Raw genomic sequence first — 18,583 nt, 5'->3', positions numbered from 1 at the left:
CTAGTATGCAAAAGGTCTCTCGAAGACAACGATTCATGCTCTCGCTGCCAGGGCTTATGCTCTTAGCGGCGTTCTTGATAAGCGGTGGAGTAGAAGCACTCTCAACTGGTATTTCAAGAGCTTCAGCCATGGGGGTGGATACAAACAGTGTCCAACAGCCAGCCGAGTGCATTGGAGAACCACGGAAACCCAGTTTTCGGAGTGCGGTGGTGGTGAGCAGCGGGAATGTGGTGTGCGGGGATTTAACCTCATTCTGGGGCAATGTCGCCATCAATGGAGAGGTTAAAGGGGATGTAATGGTCGTCGGCGGGAATGTGACTATCAATGGCAAGGTGAATGGCAATGTCACCCTCTACGGCGGTAATCTCATTTCACAACCCGGCGCCTCTGTTAATGGAGATATTCATGTTTGTGGAGGTCAACAGGTCCAGAATCGAGGGTTACTTCTGCATGGAAGCCTCTTTGGTTGCCCGACTGGCATAATCGATATGCTGGGAAGCGATGCTGGAAGTCAATTCCGCCTGTGGTATATTGTGACATGGGTTGTGTTGGGAGTGTTACTGACCACTTTGTTACCGGAACATGTTATGATGGTACGAACAACTGTGAAAAGCAAATTGCGCCGCAGTGTAGCTCTGGGCTTTTTGAGCATTCTACTGGCGCCAGTGGTTTTTACAGTCTTGATTGCCCTGATTATCCCGATTCCGCTGGCAATTCTGGTTGCGCTTGGTCTGTTCGCCGCATGGGCATTAGGTACTGTATCTACAGGCTGGATTATTGGTGACGCTCTTTTACAGCACGTCGCTCCCCAGTTTGATACACGCCTGGCGCAGGTATGTGTGGGAACAGCTGTCCTGGCTCTGTTAGGATCGCTTCCCTACATTGGTTGGCTGGTTAATATCGCTGTCGGTGTATTAGGCATCGGCGCAGTCTTCTTGAGCCACTTTGGGACCCGGCTCTATAGCCAGCCCAAACAACCACTTCCCTTGTAATACGGGTGGAAAGTCAAAGAGGTGCTTCTTCTGTTGGAACCAACAACTCAATCATGATAAAATCTCTGCGACAGATAGGTCTCCATTGTTGGGGCTATGTAGTAATAAGAATGAAAAGAATACAAAAACGCTGGAAAGATGTGACGGTTATCAGCGACATCCAATGTCGTCAGGTGCCGCCGAGGTGAACATGAGTATTGATGTTGAACTTACGGACCTTGCCTACGGAGGAGATGCTGTAGGCCGCTATGAGGGACGTGTCTTATTTGTCCCCGGGGGCATTCCTGGGGAGCGGGTCCGCGTGGAGATTGTAGAAGAGCGTCGCGGTCATGCACGCGCCGAGTTACTTGAGATCCTTCGCCCCGCCCCTGAGCGCGTGGAACCAGCCTTTCCACTCCTCACCAATAGCGGATGCCAATGGCAACATATTTCATATCCCGCCCAGCTCACCTGGAAGGCCCATATTGTACGGCAATTGCTGGTACGTATTGGTAAACAACCTGATGCGCTGGTTCATCCAACCATTGGCATGCCAGCATCGATTCAACCCTGGCACTATCGCAACTATGCAGTATTTACGGTGGGAACAGCCGGTGAAATTGGCTTTAAGTTGACAGAGAGCCACGATGTCCAGGATTTAGAGGAGTGTGGTCTGCTGCATCCAGCCCTGGATCAGGTGTATCAACTGGTACGCAGAAAACTCATTACTTATTTTGGCGATACGCTTGGTCAAATGCTCCAAAGCGTGACGATTCGTGGAGCCATTGGTGCGGTCAGTAATTCTACCACGGGGATCGCTGCCAATGCTGTCAAGGCAGTTCCCACGCTCCTCATCCTCAATGCACGCCCCGGTTCCCAGATGGAAGATCCACATCAATTAGCACAGGATCTGATGACGATTGCCCCTGGTATCGTTGGCGTGATTATTGAGCGCGTCGGCGGTCGCTACGGGCGGGTCTTCGTGGGCCAGGAATACTTGACGGATGTGGTTCTGGGACGCCGTTTCCGCGTCTCTGCAGATTCATTTTTCCAGGTCAACCCAATCCAAACCTCTGTCCTGGTGGAACAGGCGATGGCCGCACTGGAGCCACAGCGCCATGAGGTGGTTCTGGATGGCTATAGCGGTGTGGGCCTCTTCTCGACCTTCCTGGCCTCAAGCAGCGCCCGTGTCATCGGGGTTGAGTCTCAACCCAGCGCAGTGATGGATGCCCGTGCTGGCTGCGCCTTGAATAATCAAAGTAACATTACCGCCCTGGAAGGGACTCTGGAACGCGTCCTCAATCAGCTTCACTACAGACGCGAAAGAATCGATATCGCGCTGGTTGATCCTCCACGCGCTGGCTGTCATCCAAAAGCGTTACAGGCGATGCAGACCATGGCCCCACGTGCTATCTGCTATGTCTCCTGCGACCCCAGTACGCTGGCGCGTGATATCGCTACCCTGTGCTCAGGAGGACGTTATCGCCTCGTCTCCGCCCAACCTGTCGATATGTTCCCACAAACATATCATATCGAAAGCGTGGCTCTGCTCGCACGCGTCGGTAATCGCTAAACTCATTCCCATCCATCCCATAAAAAGAAGGTGTAGATGCTAACGCATCTACACCTTCTTTTTATATAGCCGCCCTGTCATCTCTGATCATTTTTCATGATAGATTGCGAAAATTCATAGTTGAAGATGTCTACCGTGAATCCACCAGAGTAGGCCGTTTACTCAACACAATCTCAATCTTACTCCCACGCTCCATCACGGTTCCTGGAGGAGGACTCTGGCGTATCACCAATCCTGGCGGAATATGTGGACTATCGACAGCCTCACCCTGAACCGTCACATCCAATCCCAGTTCCTGGGCACAACCCATCGCCTCCAACAGATCCAGATGACGTAGATCAGGGGTACTGATACCCTTATTCAACTCTTCCATCTTGGAGACCACGGTACCAAACCAGGTCGATAAGTTCTTCTTTTCGTTGTTCTCTTTGTTCGCCGCATCGACCTTATCTTTATGCGCTTTAATCGCCAGGATCTCATCCTGCAAAATAAAAGGATGATCGACATACGAGAGCACAACATCTGGATTGTTGCCCGGGGTCTCGACATAGACATGACCAACATCAAAGAAGCGCGCCAGGATGCCCGGAACCTGAACACGAATGTCACGTACGCTCTTATATTCAGTTTCCAGGCTCGTCTCAAAGAAGAAGGCAAAATGCCGCTCGATATCAATAATACGCCGACTGGTCAGGATATACACATCATCCACAAAGTTGAAGTAGGTCAAAGCGATATATCCCAACAAAACAAGCAGAACTATCCCCATAAAAAGCCACCAATAGGACCAGATGGTATAAGGGATGACTCCAAGCCCGGGTGCGAAGAGCGTAATCACTCCGAGAATAATAAATGAGATTAAAGGTAGTGAAATGCTGCGCAATAGTACATATTGCGAGCGTTGAATATATTTAACCGTATATTCACCGGAAACGTAACGCACATTACAGGGAATCCGTAAAATGCCACCAAATGTACGGCGGGGTCCCAGGAAACGTCCATCATCCCCACGAATCGGGGGAAGATCTTCATCAGCATTAGGAAGCTTGGGAACCTCTTTCCCTTGCGCCAACGCTTTGAGTACAGCAGCCAGTTCTGGATCTTTCGGAGTTGGCACGGGGGCAGGCTTGGGTTGTTTCGCTTTAACAATGTTCGATACTCCCTGGATGGCGTCCCGCATGGCTTTGGGATTCGGCACATCTTTAATATCGAGGTCGCCACCGGCGAGATAGACATGCACCGTACCAAAGTTTAGTATGAGGCCCAGCACAGAATCAACCCCGATACCAACCTGCTCCACCTTTTCAATTGGCGTCAATTGACGCGTTGGCTCCAGCAATCCACGCGCATTGATAATACGCTTATCAGTGATGATGTATGTTTCATACCACCAGACAGCCAACTTTCGATAGGCGAACCAGACGCCAGTTCCCACCAGCGCAATAAAGGCCGAGATCTCCAATATGACCCATACTGTTACCAGAGAAGGATAGGATACCGTGCCGAGGGTGATGGCAATTACGGCCAGCAGAGCCAGCAAGAGAGGCCAGGCGGTCTTGAACAAGAACCACCAGTGTTTACGGACGACCATCAATACCCTCTCGCCTGGCTGCTGCCCAGGAAATTGCCAGGTATGGTCAGGGCCACGCCTCAACTGTGAGCCGCTAAAACGGTGGCGCACAGAACGGATGAGATCTCTTGGAGGTTTCGTGGTTGTTTGTTTAGATTTTTGAGCCATTCAGTCACCTCAACGGTCAACATAGCAGCGTAATAATCGCCTGGCAGGCCAAAGATAAGTAGAAACAGTCCTTCCACGGCTCACATTGCACTTCTGAACGAACAGCAGGTTGTTTTTTTACAGCCTTGCATCTCCGCTCCTGCAGTTAATCATACCACAGGTTATTTACAAAATATAGAGTATTAGTGAGCAAATTCAAATACATATGAGCTACACGTTCATGTCAAATGGTCGGCCAAACAACAGATAGGCGGCGATAACAAGAGGCGAGACGCTGCCCTAAAACAACCATATACTTACAGCAACGCGTTTTACTGATGGGTAAAAAAACTGCCTATCCATAAGCAGAACCAGAAGGGCATCAAGCCACCTGTAGAGGGGATTGCGCGCCTGAAATAGAGGTCCTAAATGGCGGCAAAAAAATTCGTCAATACAGGCCTGGTGTGCTATAATAATGCTGGTAGGATTACTTTTTCTAAGACCCCTCCAAACAGCTTATATCAATGCTTCAACCCGATATCGCCCTTCAGGCTATGTCTTACTTTTTGGTGAGGATGCTTTTATGGAACCCGGCAATGTAAAGCTAGTTAATATCGTAAATGAAATGACAGGAGCCTATCTCGACTACTCAATGAGCGTCATTGTGAGCCGCGCGCTTCCTGATGTACGAGATGGCCTGAAACCTGTTCATCGTCGTGTACTTTATGCAATGGACCAGATGGGTCTGCAATCAACAAAAACGTTTCGCAAATCCGCAGGTACCGTTGGCGAAGTGTTGAAGAGTTATCACCCGCATGGCGATTCATCTGTTTATGCCGCACTGGTGCGTATGGCTCAACCCTGGGCGATGCGCTATCCGCTGATCCTTGGTCAGGGGAACTTTGGATCGCAAGATGACGATCCACCCGCCGCCATGCGTTATACCGAGGCGAAAATGGCCGCGATCGCCGACGAGTTACTATCCGATATTGAGAAGGATACTGTCAACTTCGATCCCAACTATGATAATCAGGCCTTAGAACCAACGGTTATGCCGGCCCGCCTCCCAAATTTACTTTTAAATGGCTCAACCGGTATTGCCGTCGGTATGGCAACCAATATTCCACCTCACAATTTGAATGAGGTCTGTGATGGTATCGCCTATCTGATCGACAATCCAGATGCCACGACAGAAGAACTGTCACGGATTGTACGTGGTCCCGATTTCCCTACCGGTGGTATCATTCAAGGTCGCTCCGGCATTCGCAATACCTATGCCACTGGACGCGGTCGCGTGGTGATTCGCGCCAAAACCCATGCTGAAGAGAGCGAACGCGGTCGCATCAGCATCATTGTGACAGAACTTCCCTATCAGGTGAATAAAGCTGATCTCGTCAAAAAGATTGCCGAGCTGGCACGCGATAAGAAAATCGATGGCATCTCAGAAGTTCGCGACGAATCAGATCGCCAGGGTATGCGTATGGTGGTCGATCTCAAGCGCGACGCCAACATGGATAGCGTGCTCAATTCCCTCTTTAAATTTACGGCCATGCAGACGGCGTTTAATACGAATATGCTGGCGCTGGTTGAACAACAACCACAGACCCTGACCCTGAAGAAGTTCCTGTTTCATTATATCCGCCATCGTGAAGTTGTCTTAACGCGCCGGACCAGATTTGAGCTTGCCAAGGCTCAAGCCCGCGAACATATCCTGGAAGGCTTTAAGATCGCGCTGGATAATCTGGATGCGGTAATCAATATCATTCGTACCTCCCGTTCAGCCTATGAAGATGGCTTGCAGTCATTGCGCGAACAGTTTGGCTTCTCTGAATTACAGGCTCGCGCCATCCTGGAAATGCGCCTGGCTCGTCTGGCCTCGATGGAACGCCAGAAGAATGAGGATGAGTTGAAGGATGTCCTGCAGCATATCAATTATTACAATATGCTGTTAAGCGATATCAATGAAATTCGCAAGCTCATTAAAGCAGATTTGAAGGAACTCAAAGAGAAATATGGCGATGAGCGCCGCACTGAGATTATCGAGGCTGAGATCGGGGACTTCAAATATGAGGACCTGATTCCGAATGAAGAGGTCGTGGTTACGCTGACCGAAAAAGGCTATATCAAACGCCTGCCTTCCGATACCTATCGTGCGCAGCGCCGTGGTGGCCGTGGAGTCACCGGTATGGCGACCCGCGAGGATGATGCAGTACGCGACTTACTGGTCACTCATACCCATGATAGCCTGCTTTTCTTTACTGATCGCGGTCGCGTCTTCCAGCTCAGGGTGTATGAACTGCCTGATGTCAGTCGTACCGCCAAAGGAGAGCATCTGATTAATATGCTCGCCATTGAGCAGCGCGAACGGATTACCGCGATTGTGGCCGTTACCAAGGGCGTGAGCCACGATGTCTTGATTGTGGCGACCAAAAAGGGTGAAGTCAAAAAGACCGCCATGAGCGAGTTTGAAGCGGTCCGCCGCCAGGGCTTGATCGCCATGAATCTGGAAGAGGATGATGAACTGGTAGGCGCGAAAATGGCGCGTACCGGCGATGATGTCCTGCTGATCACATCTAGAGGTCAGGCAATTCGCTTCTGCGTCGATGACTTACGGCTGGCATCACGTACCAGTGGCGGCGTACGCGGTATTCGTCTGGATGAGAACGATACCGTAGTCTCGCTTAATCAGGCCACAGAGAATAGCGAACTCCTGATCGTCACCGAGTATGGCTATGGCAAACGTACGCCGATTGAGGATTATCCACGCCACAATCGCGGCGGTAGCGGTGTCATTACCTCTAAAATCTCGGACAAAACCGGTCTGGTGGCAGCATCCCGCACTATCACGGAGCTGGATAATGATGTCATGATTATCTCCGCCAGTGGTGTGGTAATCCGTACCGATGTCAACACGATCAAGATCAGCGGACGTGCCACCCAGGGCGTGATCCTGATGCATGTCAACAAGAAGGATGCGATTGTCGCTATTGCCACCACCAACGGAAAGAAAGATTCCGAAACGGAGGATGATGAGAATATAGATAACACATCCCTTGAGTTAGATGAGCAGGGCGCTCCCGTAGCAGTTCCGACCTTAGAGCCAGAAGATGCTGACGAGGAGGCTGAGGATACACTTGAAACCCAGGATTCCGAAGACGAGGAATAAAAGTATCTTGTGTTAAGCAAGCAAACAAACAAAAAGAAGGGATCTCAAACTTGAGATCCCTTCTTTTTGTTTGTTTGCTTACTGAGGATCAGCAGAAGCAGAAGCGGTTATAGATGAAAAAGCGGAAATGGCTTGTGGCTCAAGCTCCTGCTCTACCCTGGCATTCCGTGGTGGATAGAACCAGAAGATGAGAAAGGCAAGGAGTGGAATAACAAACATGCCAAGATTTTGCCAGATCGACCAGCTATCCGATGCCGGTTTCATCGCAGCAAGCCGCCAGCCAACAGTGGAGGTGTAATATGCCAGGAAACAGGTAATCGAAAATGAGAGTCCAAACGCCAGGAGAGCACGCGCCAGACGCTCCTTTTGTACCGGTAAGCAAAAGGGAATCAGTATCATTACCCATACCAGATACCAGGAGAAGAACCAGGGAGAGGTGAGCAAGAAACCACCCAGAGAGGCTAAGGTGACCAGCGCAATGGTACGCGTGTCAGGCGTACGCCACAGATATCGACACCCCACCATAATCGGCAATAGCAAGCCCACAATATTCAATATATTCCATAGTTTGCGGCTATTCAGGATAGTTACTATCCCATGCAAACGATGCGCTTCATTGTAGTAGAAAAAGGTAGCCAGTATCGAATTCTGCGATTGCGTGGCCGATGGCAGATTGGTCACACTTGAGATAATGGCCTGAACACTATGTCCACTGTAGAAGGGAGCATAGAGCGCAAGCGCAAACACGATACAGATGCAACTTGCCAGCAACGCTGGCACAAGCGCGGGACGCCAGATTAGCTTGCCATCTTTACTATCTGCATGAACTTTCGCGAAGAACAATGCCAGCACAAAGATGATGAGAAGCGGAGCAGAACTAAACTTGACGAGGGCAGAGGCAGTAAAGGCCAGTATTGCCGGTATATAGCTACGCCATTGTGTAAACGTTCCTTTACGCTCGCCCCGGGCACAAAAGTATAATCCCAACAACATGAAGAAGGCCATAAACACATCGTTATGTCCACTCATGCAAGCTTCCAGCAATACCAGAGGATTCCAGGCGTAAAGGAAAGCGCCAAGTAGCACCACGCGTGGCGAACGCTTCAACATGCGTAAGGTAGCGATCACCAGCACAATATTGGCAAGGTGGCACAAGATCGCGAAACCGCGAAATACGATGATCATCCCCATTTGTGTAATTGAGAACCCGGATAGGAGGCTACTCACCAATGTCCAGATTGGCCCATAAATGGAGACAACATTTCTATATGCCTTAAATACCCATTGTAATGATACATCACCTTGATAAGCGTTAGGTGGTACAAAATATGGATTGGCAGCATGGACACTCAGAAGGCGACCATAATTCTCATAGGAAAAGATATCGGTCGTCACCATGGCGGGCGTAAACAGGTAGAGTAAAGCAGCAATGATTACGCCGCCAAAAATGAAGGCCAGGATAGTTTTAGTGGTAGCCTCTCGGGCCTGGCGATAGATGAAAAAGGCAGCCAGTGCATAAGCAATAGTCATACACGCCAGCAAAACCATCCACTCAATGAAGCCAGCCTCTTTGAGATGGAACACATCATGGGGAGCTGATCCCAGATAGACGGGAATCCAACTGCCGAACCATTTCAATTTCAAACTAATCCAGTTATGGGTAGAGAAACCAGCGAATGAATAAAATACTGATATACTGAATAAAATACTGAGAAGAAACACACCTGCACAACAGAGAAGAGGCCAGAGAGAAATTTTATGCGCTGACTCAGAAAGAGATTCGGCCGCTAGAGGTGTGCCAGAACTTTTTATAGCATTATCTAACAAGAACTACCATCTCCTACAATAAAAGGCTAACTGTACTGGCTAACAATTATATACAATAAAGTGAAAATCAAAAAATGCGTAAAATCGTCAATTCATCGTAAGTGATTTTGCGCCTCTACGTATCCGCTTTCCCTGGCGTACCTGTTGGGCGGACAAACGATCTTTTTGAGCTTCCAACTTTACCAATGGGAACGGACGATGAAACTGCTGATCAAATGACTCGGCCTTTGCTTCAGTCAACTCTGCGCGACGCTCATAGGCACGCGCCAGAATATCCCGTTTCACATCATCGGGGGCATCTGTCAATAATAAATGGGCCAGAGCGAAATCAGGTTTGCCTTGATCCGCGTAGGCATCCGCGCCTCCCAATCCGTCCACACCTTGTTCCAATTGCTGCTTTGCTTTTTCGATAAAAACAGCATTGAGGATATTGTTATACAATTCATTAAATGAATTAGCCATGTTCAACTCCCATCTCCTACTCATCAGACTATCAGGGGTATCTATCTGACCAGCACATCGCATCGGCTTACTTTTATGATGGCAGATGGTGCGCTATAATTGGTAGCATACAACGCACTATTAATAATAGCATATGTTGCTACAATAAACATTAAACAAGCGCTTCGTACTATAGTAAAAGCAGTACTGGCAGCACATCAAGTATAGCAAGGCTGCTCATTGCGTTTGATACAGACGGATAATCACCGTAGGTGTAACGACTTGATCAATAAAATGATACTGCTGATCCAACCAGAGTTGGGTTTGTTTGACACGCACCGCACCGGCATCGTTAGCGACACGCCCAACAATCATAAAGATGCGCTTATGGTGGCTGGCATAGCTGGATATTATAGCTGGATTTAACGCCAGCTCTGGATCATTTTGCGCCTCATTGGTACTAAATTTCTGCCAGGAAAACGCTCCCGGGCTGTCGGCTGAAAAGTACGCCCCATTGGGATACGCATGCAGATAATACTCAACTGCAATCTGGCATCCCTGCGTGGTTGCATTATCATAGCAAACCAGTCCATCTCCCGCTTGATAGCGATCGAGTAACCAGTGGACCGCGCTATTCCAGGTCTCAACCTGCGCATTTTGATAATAGTGTGGTACGACAAGTACCGCCGATCCCAGTATACCCAGAATTAATACAGCTCGCACCAACCATTGCCGCCAGATGGACAGCAACAGGACCGTCAGGAAACAGAAAGGCGGCACTACTACGACCAGATAGCGTGTCGAAAAGAGTCGTAACGAGCCCTGGGATATTCCGTAACTGACAACAATCGGCAAAATAAACCAGCACAACATGATCCAGACAAACGGCCAGAGATCTCTATGTCTGGTAATGCTTACATTCTCCTCAGCTCCACCGGCAATCCGAAGATACCAGGCAGGCACACGCTGTCTCCACAGAACGATAACGATGCAGAGCAAGCCAGCCAGCATGCAGCCCCCCATTACCACCAGGTAACGTGGCGTATCACCACTTAAAATAGTAAAGAACGCCTGAAAATCATTGAGATGAGGAACAGGCAGCCAACCAGTTTTAGAGCCGTGTAAACTCTCAATAAACATTGGAATACTCAGCACGCCAATAGCAATCAGACTGATAAAGAAGCCAGGCGTTCTTTGTCGCGTCTGAGCACGCCAGTGAGTAGGCATGATCCACAAACCGATAATAGCAACAACTTGAGATAATACTATCAGCATACTAAAAAGTTGCGCATAGATAGCTAGCGTCATAACGACGACATAGGCGATCCACCAGCGTTTCTGTGGCTGCGCGCCCTGCAAAGCCAGGAACAGCGCAAGCCAGCCCACACTCAACAAGAGCAATTGCAGGGCATAGGAACGGGCTTGCTGGGCATAAACCAATTGTAAATAATTACAAGCATATAATACAGTAGCTACCGCCGCCGCCAGGGTTCCCAGATAACGCCGTCCCAGGAGAAATAATACACCAGTACTCAATGCCGCACAGAGCGCTGAAGGGAAACGCACGATCCACTCGACCGGTTGCCATCCCACCCAGCCAGTCACCTGCAGCCAGACATGGAGCAAAAGATAATACAATTCCATATTTGGTTCTGGTCCGAAGATAGTATGCCAGAGTAATGGGAGAGGTTGGCGCGCAAGTTCAACCGAAAAAGCTTCATCAAACCAGATACCAGGACGTCCAAGCAAGTGAAAATCCAGTACCAGAGCCAGCACGGTCAGTAAAGCAACCATCGTGAAAGGATGAAAGATCCAACCCCTGCGCATGCTTTCATCCAATCCATTGCGCTCAAACAGTGTCTTTTTTCCTTCTTGTCTGCTATTTTTCCTTACTGGAATCATATCCATTTGCCCTTCTAGCGTCTCACATGTATACTCTGAGCATTGTGCCATATCTCATCAGTTATCTGTGTGCATACGTAGAACCAGAAAGGCTCGTTCGCTCCAAAAATAGGTGATGCCCCTATCAGAAAAAGATAGGTGATGATGAGGAATATCACAAAAAGAGACTCGCTACATACTGACGAATGGTCATCGGACAGGTCACAGATAGATGGGTAAAATGATACAGAGATACTATCTATCGAGGATCTGACTGTTCTATTATAGTGCAAAGCCTTGTCAGGTCACAATCAAAGGGAGAGCAAAAAAATGCTGTCCGCTACAAGATTGATCTGCTATAATAGCGAGAACTCGTATGTGCTTGGAGGGATTAGGAAGGACATTATGCCAGAAAATTATAGAGCCTTGCAGGGCTTTAAGGACATTTTACCAGAAGAGCAGCCCTATTGGCGCTTGATAGAAAATACAGCCTCAGAAGTTGCCAGCCTGTATGGCTATCAACGCATTGAAACACCCCTGCTCGAAGATACGACTGTCTTCCGCCGTACCTCTGGAGAGGGCACCGATATTGTTGAACACGAAATGTATAGTTTCGACGACCGGGCCGATAAAGAGGGCAGGCGTCAGAACATTTCGTTGCGTCCTGAAGGTACCGCCAGTGTTGTGCGTGCCTACCTTGAACATGGCATGTTCAAACTGGCCCAGCCAGTCAAACTATTCTATATGAGTATGCCTATGTTCCGACGTGAGCGTCCACAGGCCGGTCGCCTGCGCGAACACCATCAGTTTGGCTGTGAGGCCCTCGGTGAGAGTGATCCCGCCATCGACGCCGAAATCATCGGCATGCTCTATCAGATCTATACGCGTCTAGGCTTAAAAAATATCCGTGTCAACATCAACAGCATTGGGGATAGTAACTGCCGTCCACAATATATTGAGAAGCTTAAAGCATATTATCAACCATTACTCACCGATTGCTGTGATGATTGCCAGATCCGCTTCCATAAAAATCCACTCCGCCTGCTCGATTGCAAAAAGCCACAGGATCAGGCTAAAATTGCTGCCGCCCCCAGGATCACGCATAACCTGTGTGAACCCTGTCAGGAGCACTTTGCGAGTGTGCAACGCTATCTGAAGTTTTATGGTGTGCCCTACGATATCGACACCCTGATCGTACGTGGTCTGGACTACTACACACGTACCGTCTTTGAGTTTACCTCTGAGATCGATAATGTGGCCCTGAACGGCGGCGGACGCTATGATGGCATGGCAGAGATCTTTGGTGGTCCTCAGACGCCAGGAATTGGCTTTGGCGTAGGTATTGAGCGCGTCATCCTGGAACTCAAACGCCAGGGGATTGAGCCACCAGCGGAGCCAAAACCACGCGCCTTTGTGGTGTACTTTGGCAAAACGCAGGACATGAAAGATGCCGCTACACAACTGACTGCCGAACTGCGTCAGGCAGGCATCAAAGCCGCCACCAGTTATGGGGAGCGGAGCAATAAAGCTCAAATGAAGCAGGCTAATGCCTCAGGAGCAGAATTCTCAATTATTATTGGAGAAGACGAACTCGCCAACGGCACACTCTCCATCAAACAGATGCAAGTGGGCCAGGAGAAAACCGAAAACAAACAGGTACAGATCAAGCGCGATGAGATTATCCCCTATCTCACCGGGCACCAGGCATAATGTTTAATTCCCGCTCCTAGTAGTCTATCAGACATCATGTGATGAGAAGCGGGGATGCAAGGGGCGGCGAGCCCCTTGACTGGGGGATCGGGGGCTGTGCCCCCGTCATCTCCCCCCCATCCCGCCCGCGTAGCGGGCGCACAACTCATCAAACGAAGTTTGACAAAGCACTAGTGGAATCTCGTTGCCCGAGTGTGGGCGTTGCTCGCATATGAGCAACGCCCACACTTTTTTCTTTTGTGTTGTAAAAATCACTCAAAATGGTATTATTCGTACAAAAACTCACGTACGAATAATGCGGAAGACATGAGCTTCAAAACCACTAATGGGTGATGGGGGGAGGAGTATTTCCATTCTCATCCTCCTCATCTTCTTCCTGGACGGTGACGGGTGGAACCTCGACAGGGACGCGATAGCCACCACCATAGACATGGGCTTCACTATCATTCTGTGCATTTTGCACGTCAGGCTGGGTCGGGATACGCAAATCTGCGGTAATGGCCTTGACCAGGCGCTCTACACGATCCCAACGGGCCGGGAAACGATCCGAGTAGAATTTCTCATGACCTTCAGTATCATACACATAGAGCACATAATCCTGATCGGCATAGCGATAGCGAATCGTCGTATAAGGAATGCGCACTAATTCAACCACCTGCAAGGTAGGACGCGGGAAAGATTGGGGGTCCAGGCCAGGTTTATCGACGACTTTACGCTCGGACTCCACCAGCTCAACTGTTGCACGCCAGACATCCTGGGGCACGAGATCAGGGGGAGCATCCATGTGAAGCGTTTCATTAATCTCAGAGCTATAGACGAGGTCACCTTCGGCTTTACTCAACTGGGCAGAAGGAATAATGGTCTCGCCGATAAAACGGTTCTGCGAACGCAGATCAAAGCGCCGGGAGATTTCGCGATGCCGCACAACCTTGCCGGTACCACCACAATTTGAACAGAGAGACATCTTTGCGCCCTGACAGGTCGAGCAAACACGCTTCCCATTGCCACAAGAGCAATTCACTTCACCATTGATACATTCTGGACAGGGTACGGTCGGTCCCTTACTCGCCGGATCTGTATCAACAGGATTAGGAATGGGCACGCCTTGCTGACGAATTGTATCGAAGACATCTGAGAATTTATTGCTGACGGTGCTGGCAACATTATCAGCCTGCTTCTTGAAGAAGGTTTTCTTCTCGCCCGGAGTCCAATCCGAGATATAACCTCGACCACGGCAGGTAGAGCAGCGTTTCTTCGTGCGACCCTTACATTCTGGGCAAACGATCCAACCACGACCATTACAGCCAGAGCAGAGGACATGTCCGGTACTGTTACAGGATGTACAGGAAACAATCTCATCCATACCTTCGAGACGCGTGCGAGTAGGGGCTGCTTTAAGTCCAGCCACTTCTGGCAATTCATAATCCCAGACGGGCAAGAGAGGCTGCGGGCGAATGGGCGAACGTCCGGTATAAGGTTCACTCAAGATTTCCATCGAGCGCGTTTCCCAGCGCGTCTCCAGTGAGACCTCCCAGGTCTCATCAAACGCAGTGGAAACAATATCCATATACGAACCTAACTCGCGGGCCACACGCCAGTTGTCACTGCTCCAATCATTGATTAATTGACGCAAACGTTGCTCTTCAAGACTGGAGGCCTGACGAGGAGTTGGAGCTGATTGGGCATGTTGCCAGTAATCGCTGGCCTTATTGACCACACGTTTCAAGCGCACCTGTGCCTCATTGGCCCCCTGCTTTACAACGCGGGTCAACTCTCTAATTTGTTTATCTATTTCGTCCTGATTCAAGCGATTCCCCGCATTATTATTGCTCTTGTCGGGGTCCTGGTTCCATTCGTTACTCATATACTATCGTTGCCTCCCTTATACTCAAGAGGATATCTCAACAAGCAAAGACATCTTGCGCCATCACAAGACCATCAGCAATGTTTATTTCACACTTATATGTACGAGAGAAGGATATGAGAGTTGTAAGAGAGATGCTTAAAGAGATTTAGCGCTACCACTGAAAATATCGCAGCGATATTTTCAGTGGTAGCGCTAAAAGGGCTTTAGAGAGTGTTGGACTCCCATGCTCTCCACCATCTCTGTGCATGAGTTTTCGCACCTACGGTGCTCAAAACAGTTTTTAGTATGTGGTGCAGAAAAGGTTCTTCGAACCTTTTCTGCACCACATACTAAAAAGGGAGCAGCAAGATCCCGATGGCATTGGGAGGCTGACACTCTCTTTCCGACACTCTCTTAGAGTAGGGGAGAAATTTCGGTTTGAATGGGTACACCGGTCACTTCGGCGTCATGCTCAGAAATCAAAAGATCCACTTCGCTACGAATACCAAATTCGGGCAGGTAGATGCCTGGCTCAATTGAATTGCAGGTAGAGGGTAACAATGTACGCTCATCCTGCGTCTCAAAGTTATCCACATTCGCTCCATTGCCATGCAGGACGGGCCCGATGCTATGACCAGTGCGATGCACAAAATATTCCGCATAACCAGCACGGGTAACGACATTGCGGGCTACATCATCCGCCGCGCGTCCCTCAACCGCTCTGCCAGCGGCCAGGCTTTCACGAATGAAAGCAATCGCGCTATCACGGGCATCGCGTACCACCTCAAACACCTCACGCTGCCGGGCAGGAATCTCATCCCGTGTTCCGGCAAAAGCCATCCAGGTATAGTCCGCGAAGACAGCCTCAGGCTGAGGCAATTTGGCCCAAAAATCGAACAAGATCAGATCACCGCGCCGAATTGGACTATAGTGCGCAACCGTAGGCTCATAGTGGGGATTGCTCGCATTCCCATTCACTGCCACAATCGGCATCTCATCCTCAGGCAGAGCCAGTCCCGCAGCTTGAATCAGGGCCACGAAGCGCTGCTGCACCTGATACTCATTTAAATCTTTGCCCGCGCTTAAATCACTCTGTAACTGGGCAAAGAGGGCATCCTTGGCAGCGATCAACAAGCGTCCGGCCTTGCGGTGGGATGCGATCTGCTCAGGCGTCAATTGCGCGATAAAATGCTGCGCCAGATTGGCCGAAGTCACCACCTCAACCCCAAACGAACGAATAAGCTCGACTGTGCCAGCATCCACACGGGAGACATAAGGGATAGCATTGAGTGGCGAATACTCCATGGCGACCCGGGCTCCCTGAGAAAGGAAGGAGCGCAGATGAACATGCATATCCTGCCAGGTTTGAAAAGAGAGCCGTGCGCCGGGCAGCGAGCGCAAAACGTGAGACTCAACTGCACTAATAATCGCGACAGGTGTCCCCTCAGCCGGCACATAATAGAACCAGCGTCGCGTATACATAGTATCAACAGGCAGTTGCAAAACTTGATAAGCAATGGGATTCGACTTATGAAAATCATAGAAAAGCCAGCCATCCAGATGAGCCTCGCGCAACACCTGCTGAATACGTTCAATAATCATCAAACACACTCCCACAAAATAGAGATCAGATGCACAGAGAAACGCTCTGGCCTCCAAGCAGCGACCCGGTACTTGCCTGTGCATGATCCGGTAGACAAATTTTAGCATGCATAGAAAAAATCTCTATCACTATATCACCATTAAAGGTGACATCTCAGCATCCCAACGACGTTCTAAAGCAACGGTGTTTTGCCACTTTGAAGAGGCAGAAGAACGTTGAAACTTGAGCATACTATCTATATCCTTTCTACAAACGGATGCAAGACACACCATGGATATAGATAGCGTATGAAGACGGCTGTAGAGGTAATGGATGTGAAGTCAACCCGAAACAGGTGTGAAGAAAAACAAATGTGGATCTCCGTCCTTGCGGGTGAAAGCGGGGTGCAGGGGCGGCAGCCCATGACGGAGCGCGAGGTGTCCTCGCTCTCTCCCTCCTCCCAATCCCCCGGAAGGAGAGAGAGCCACAAATGTGTTTGTTCATCAACCGGAGATAATGATAAAGCGATATAGACTCAACAATAATAAGAACTGTGCTTTTCTTATTGTTGAGTCTATATTGTCGCAAGATTAGAATTTCATTAGAAGATAAGAACTATCTTTACTTCCTCTTGCTTTTTTAAGTTTTTGCAGGTAATATTACCTTTGGTAGATATAAGTTAAAAACACTATCTGATCGTAGCGCTATTTATAGCGTACCAGGTGTTACACTCAGGTATTTTGCTTAGAGACAATGAATATACATTGTTGTATCTTTGTATATGAATGATCTTGCATATAATGAGACCTATCCATTTTCATAGCTCTTTCGTATTTTGCACATATTACTTATTCGATATATGCACTATAAATTCATAGATTGCAGTATCGTTAAGCTCGCTTTGTAATGAAAATGAGTGTCTCACTGTCTCAATAGCAAAATACCTGTTTCTCTACCACTGCTATATTGTGCTTTTAGAGAAATGGATTTTCTTTATATGGAACGCTCTTCATCGATTATTCCGAATGAAGCGTCTTCGCAGACGGATACGCACGCAATGACTGCAGTAACGCGTTCGTCCTGGTCTTCCGTGCTTCGACTCTTGTTAGTAGTGAGTCTGGCAGCGGGAGCTATTCTCACCACAGCGCTTGGCACGACACTTTCCGCCTATGCGGCAACGGCAACGGAGACCACAGCACACACGACACCGATCACCTCACCCCCTATTGTCAGTGGAGTAGATAAAGCTCAACAGCTATTGTTGAAACTGGCGCAGCAGTATCCTGCCCCTACCACATCAGCGAAAAAAGTACGCTGCAGCCATTGATGGCAGGAGCCAGCTACAATGGCCTGGGTGATTTGCCTTTTTATACCTTTGTTGCGAAGCGCAATCTCACCGATCAGGTGTCGATGAAGGTCAATGTCGGTAACGGAAATTTGCTGCTGAGTACGGCTGAGATGGGCATCAAAGGAACCGGCATCAATCTCTCCCTTGGAAGTACCTATAACAGTAGCGAAAACCAAAACAAGCTGCTGGACGCTGGTGACGGGTGGTTCTTTACTACCGGACGTGGTGTCACGGTAGATCTAAGCAATCTCTCCAGCGGCATTACGCTGCATGGACCCAGTGACTACACCGCGTTCTTTGCCGCAGATGGAAGTGGCGGCTTTCGTGATGCCCCCGGTCTCAATGCATCCATCAAGAGTGTGGGAAGTGGTACCTATAGAATCATTTTCCATAAGACAGGCGAATATTGGGGGTTTAATAGTTATGGTTCCCGCTTGATTGATTGTGATAAGAATGGCAACTGTTTGCAGTTCAGTTATGGCAGCAATGGAGATCTCAACACGATCACCGATACGCAAAAT

General features: G+C 49.1%; 11 protein-coding genes and 1 pseudogene. 6 read left to right on the top strand and 6 right to left on the bottom strand.

Annotated features, from left to right (window positions below; genetic code table 11):
- The first annotated feature begins 5 nt into the window (after positions 1-5).
- Positions 6-992 carry a DUF8173 domain-containing protein gene (locus F1593_RS20710; protein WP_149403473.1) on the top strand — a complete coding sequence of 329 codons (987 nt, stop codon included), beginning with the start codon at positions 6-8 and terminating at the stop codon, positions 990-992.
- Positions 993-1,182: 190 nt separating this feature from the next.
- Positions 1,183-2,544, top strand: coding sequence for a 23S rRNA (uracil(1939)-C(5))-methyltransferase RlmD (rlmD, locus tag F1593_RS20705; RefSeq protein WP_172632303.1), 1,362 nt, complete (start codon positions 1,183-1,185; stop codon positions 2,542-2,544).
- Positions 2,545-2,674: 130 nt separating this feature from the next.
- On the opposite strand, the gene F1593_RS20700 is transcribed toward rlmD, so the two are convergent.
- Entirely contained in the window at positions 2,675-4,282 is a 1,608-nt protein-coding gene (locus F1593_RS20700; RefSeq protein WP_149403471.1) for a PASTA domain-containing protein, read from the bottom strand.
- Positions 4,283-4,844: 562 nt separating this feature from the next.
- On the opposite strand from F1593_RS20700, the gene gyrA reads away from it, so the two are divergent.
- Entirely contained in the window at positions 4,845-7,427 is a 2,583-nt protein-coding gene (gene gyrA / locus F1593_RS20695) for a DNA gyrase subunit A (RefSeq protein ID WP_149403470.1), read from the top strand.
- A gap of 78 nt (positions 7,428-7,505) precedes the next feature.
- Here the strand turns inward: gyrA and F1593_RS20690 are convergent, their stop codons facing one another.
- The 3 genes from F1593_RS20690 to F1593_RS20680 form a co-directional block, all read right to left on the bottom strand.
- Positions 7,506-9,071 carry an MptA/MptB family glycosyltransferase gene (locus tag F1593_RS20690; RefSeq protein WP_149403469.1) on the bottom strand — a complete coding sequence of 522 codons (1,566 nt, stop codon included), beginning with the start codon at positions 9,069-9,071 and terminating at the stop codon, positions 7,506-7,508.
- Positions 9,072-9,341: 270 nt separating this feature from the next.
- Positions 9,342-9,716: a hypothetical protein gene (locus tag F1593_RS20685; RefSeq protein WP_149403468.1), complete on the bottom strand. Its 375-nt coding sequence runs from the start codon at positions 9,714-9,716 to the stop codon at positions 9,342-9,344.
- 216 nt (positions 9,717-9,932) lie between these two features.
- Positions 9,933-11,597: a glycosyltransferase family 39 protein gene (locus F1593_RS20680; RefSeq protein WP_172632302.1), complete on the bottom strand. Its 1,665-nt coding sequence runs from the start codon at positions 11,595-11,597 to the stop codon at positions 9,933-9,935.
- Between the two features lie 384 nt (positions 11,598-11,981).
- Between F1593_RS20680 and hisS the strand changes: the two genes are divergently transcribed.
- Positions 11,982-13,286, top strand: coding sequence for a histidine--tRNA ligase (gene hisS / locus F1593_RS20675; protein ID WP_172632301.1), 1,305 nt, complete (start codon positions 11,982-11,984; stop codon positions 13,284-13,286).
- A 322-nt stretch (positions 13,287-13,608) separates the two neighbouring features.
- On the opposite strand, the gene F1593_RS20670 is transcribed toward hisS, so the two are convergent.
- Both F1593_RS20670 and F1593_RS20665 read right to left on the bottom strand, forming a co-directional pair.
- Positions 13,609-15,150 (bottom strand): DnaJ-like cysteine-rich domain-containing protein, encoded by a 1,542-nt coding sequence (locus tag F1593_RS20670; RefSeq protein WP_149403465.1) that lies wholly within the window; start codon positions 15,148-15,150, stop codon positions 13,609-13,611.
- 396 nt (positions 15,151-15,546) lie between these two features.
- Complete coding sequence (locus F1593_RS20665) at positions 15,547-16,734, bottom strand: M24 family metallopeptidase (protein WP_172632300.1); 1,188 nt, start codon at positions 16,732-16,734, stop codon at positions 15,547-15,549.
- Between the two features lie 977 nt (positions 16,735-17,711).
- On the opposite strand from F1593_RS20665, the gene F1593_RS20660 reads away from it, so the two are divergent.
- Together F1593_RS20660 and F1593_RS20655 are read left to right on the top strand one after the other, a co-directional pair.
- Positions 17,712-18,041: a hypothetical protein gene (locus tag F1593_RS20660; RefSeq protein ID WP_149403463.1), complete on the top strand. Its 330-nt coding sequence runs from the start codon at positions 17,712-17,714 to the stop codon at positions 18,039-18,041.
- Positions 18,041-18,583 (top strand): annotated as a pseudogene (locus tag F1593_RS20655) (hypothetical protein); the annotation flags it as partial. The gene F1593_RS20660 and the pseudogene F1593_RS20655, both read left to right, overlap by 1 nt.

Origin of the sequence: Dictyobacter arantiisoli (assembly GCF_008326305.1) — a bacterium.
GTDB lineage: Bacteria > Chloroflexota > Ktedonobacteria > Ktedonobacterales > Ktedonobacteraceae > Dictyobacter > Dictyobacter arantiisoli.
The sequence above is the reverse complement of the archived record's forward strand: the minus strand, read 5'-3'. Positions and strand labels throughout refer to the sequence as shown.

Coding starts and splice junctions, on each gene's coding strand:
- rlmD (WP_172632303.1), top strand. CDS start 1,183: ATGAGTATTGATGTTGAACTTACGGACCTTGCCTACGGAGGAGATGCT.
- F1593_RS20700 (WP_149403471.1), bottom strand. CDS start 4,282: ATGGCTCAAAAATCTAAACAAACAACCACGAAACCTCCAAGAGATCTC.
- F1593_RS20710 (WP_149403473.1), top strand. CDS start 6: ATGCAAAAGGTCTCTCGAAGACAACGATTCATGCTCTCGCTGCCAGGG.
- F1593_RS20670 (WP_149403465.1), bottom strand. CDS start 15,150: ATGAGTAACGAATGGAACCAGGACCCCGACAAGAGCAATAATAATGCG.
- F1593_RS20665 (WP_172632300.1), bottom strand. CDS start 16,734: ATGATTATTGAACGTATTCAGCAGGTGTTGCGCGAGGCTCATCTGGAT.
- F1593_RS20680 (WP_172632302.1), bottom strand. CDS start 11,597: ATGATTCCAGTAAGGAAAAATAGCAGACAAGAAGGAAAAAAGACACTG.
- hisS (WP_172632301.1), top strand. CDS start 11,982: ATGCCAGAAAATTATAGAGCCTTGCAGGGCTTTAAGGACATTTTACCA.
- gyrA (WP_149403470.1), top strand. CDS start 4,845: ATGGAACCCGGCAATGTAAAGCTAGTTAATATCGTAAATGAAATGACA.
- F1593_RS20685 (WP_149403468.1), bottom strand. CDS start 9,716: ATGGCTAATTCATTTAATGAATTGTATAACAATATCCTCAATGCTGTT.
- F1593_RS20660 (WP_149403463.1), top strand. CDS start 17,712: ATGGAACGCTCTTCATCGATTATTCCGAATGAAGCGTCTTCGCAGACG.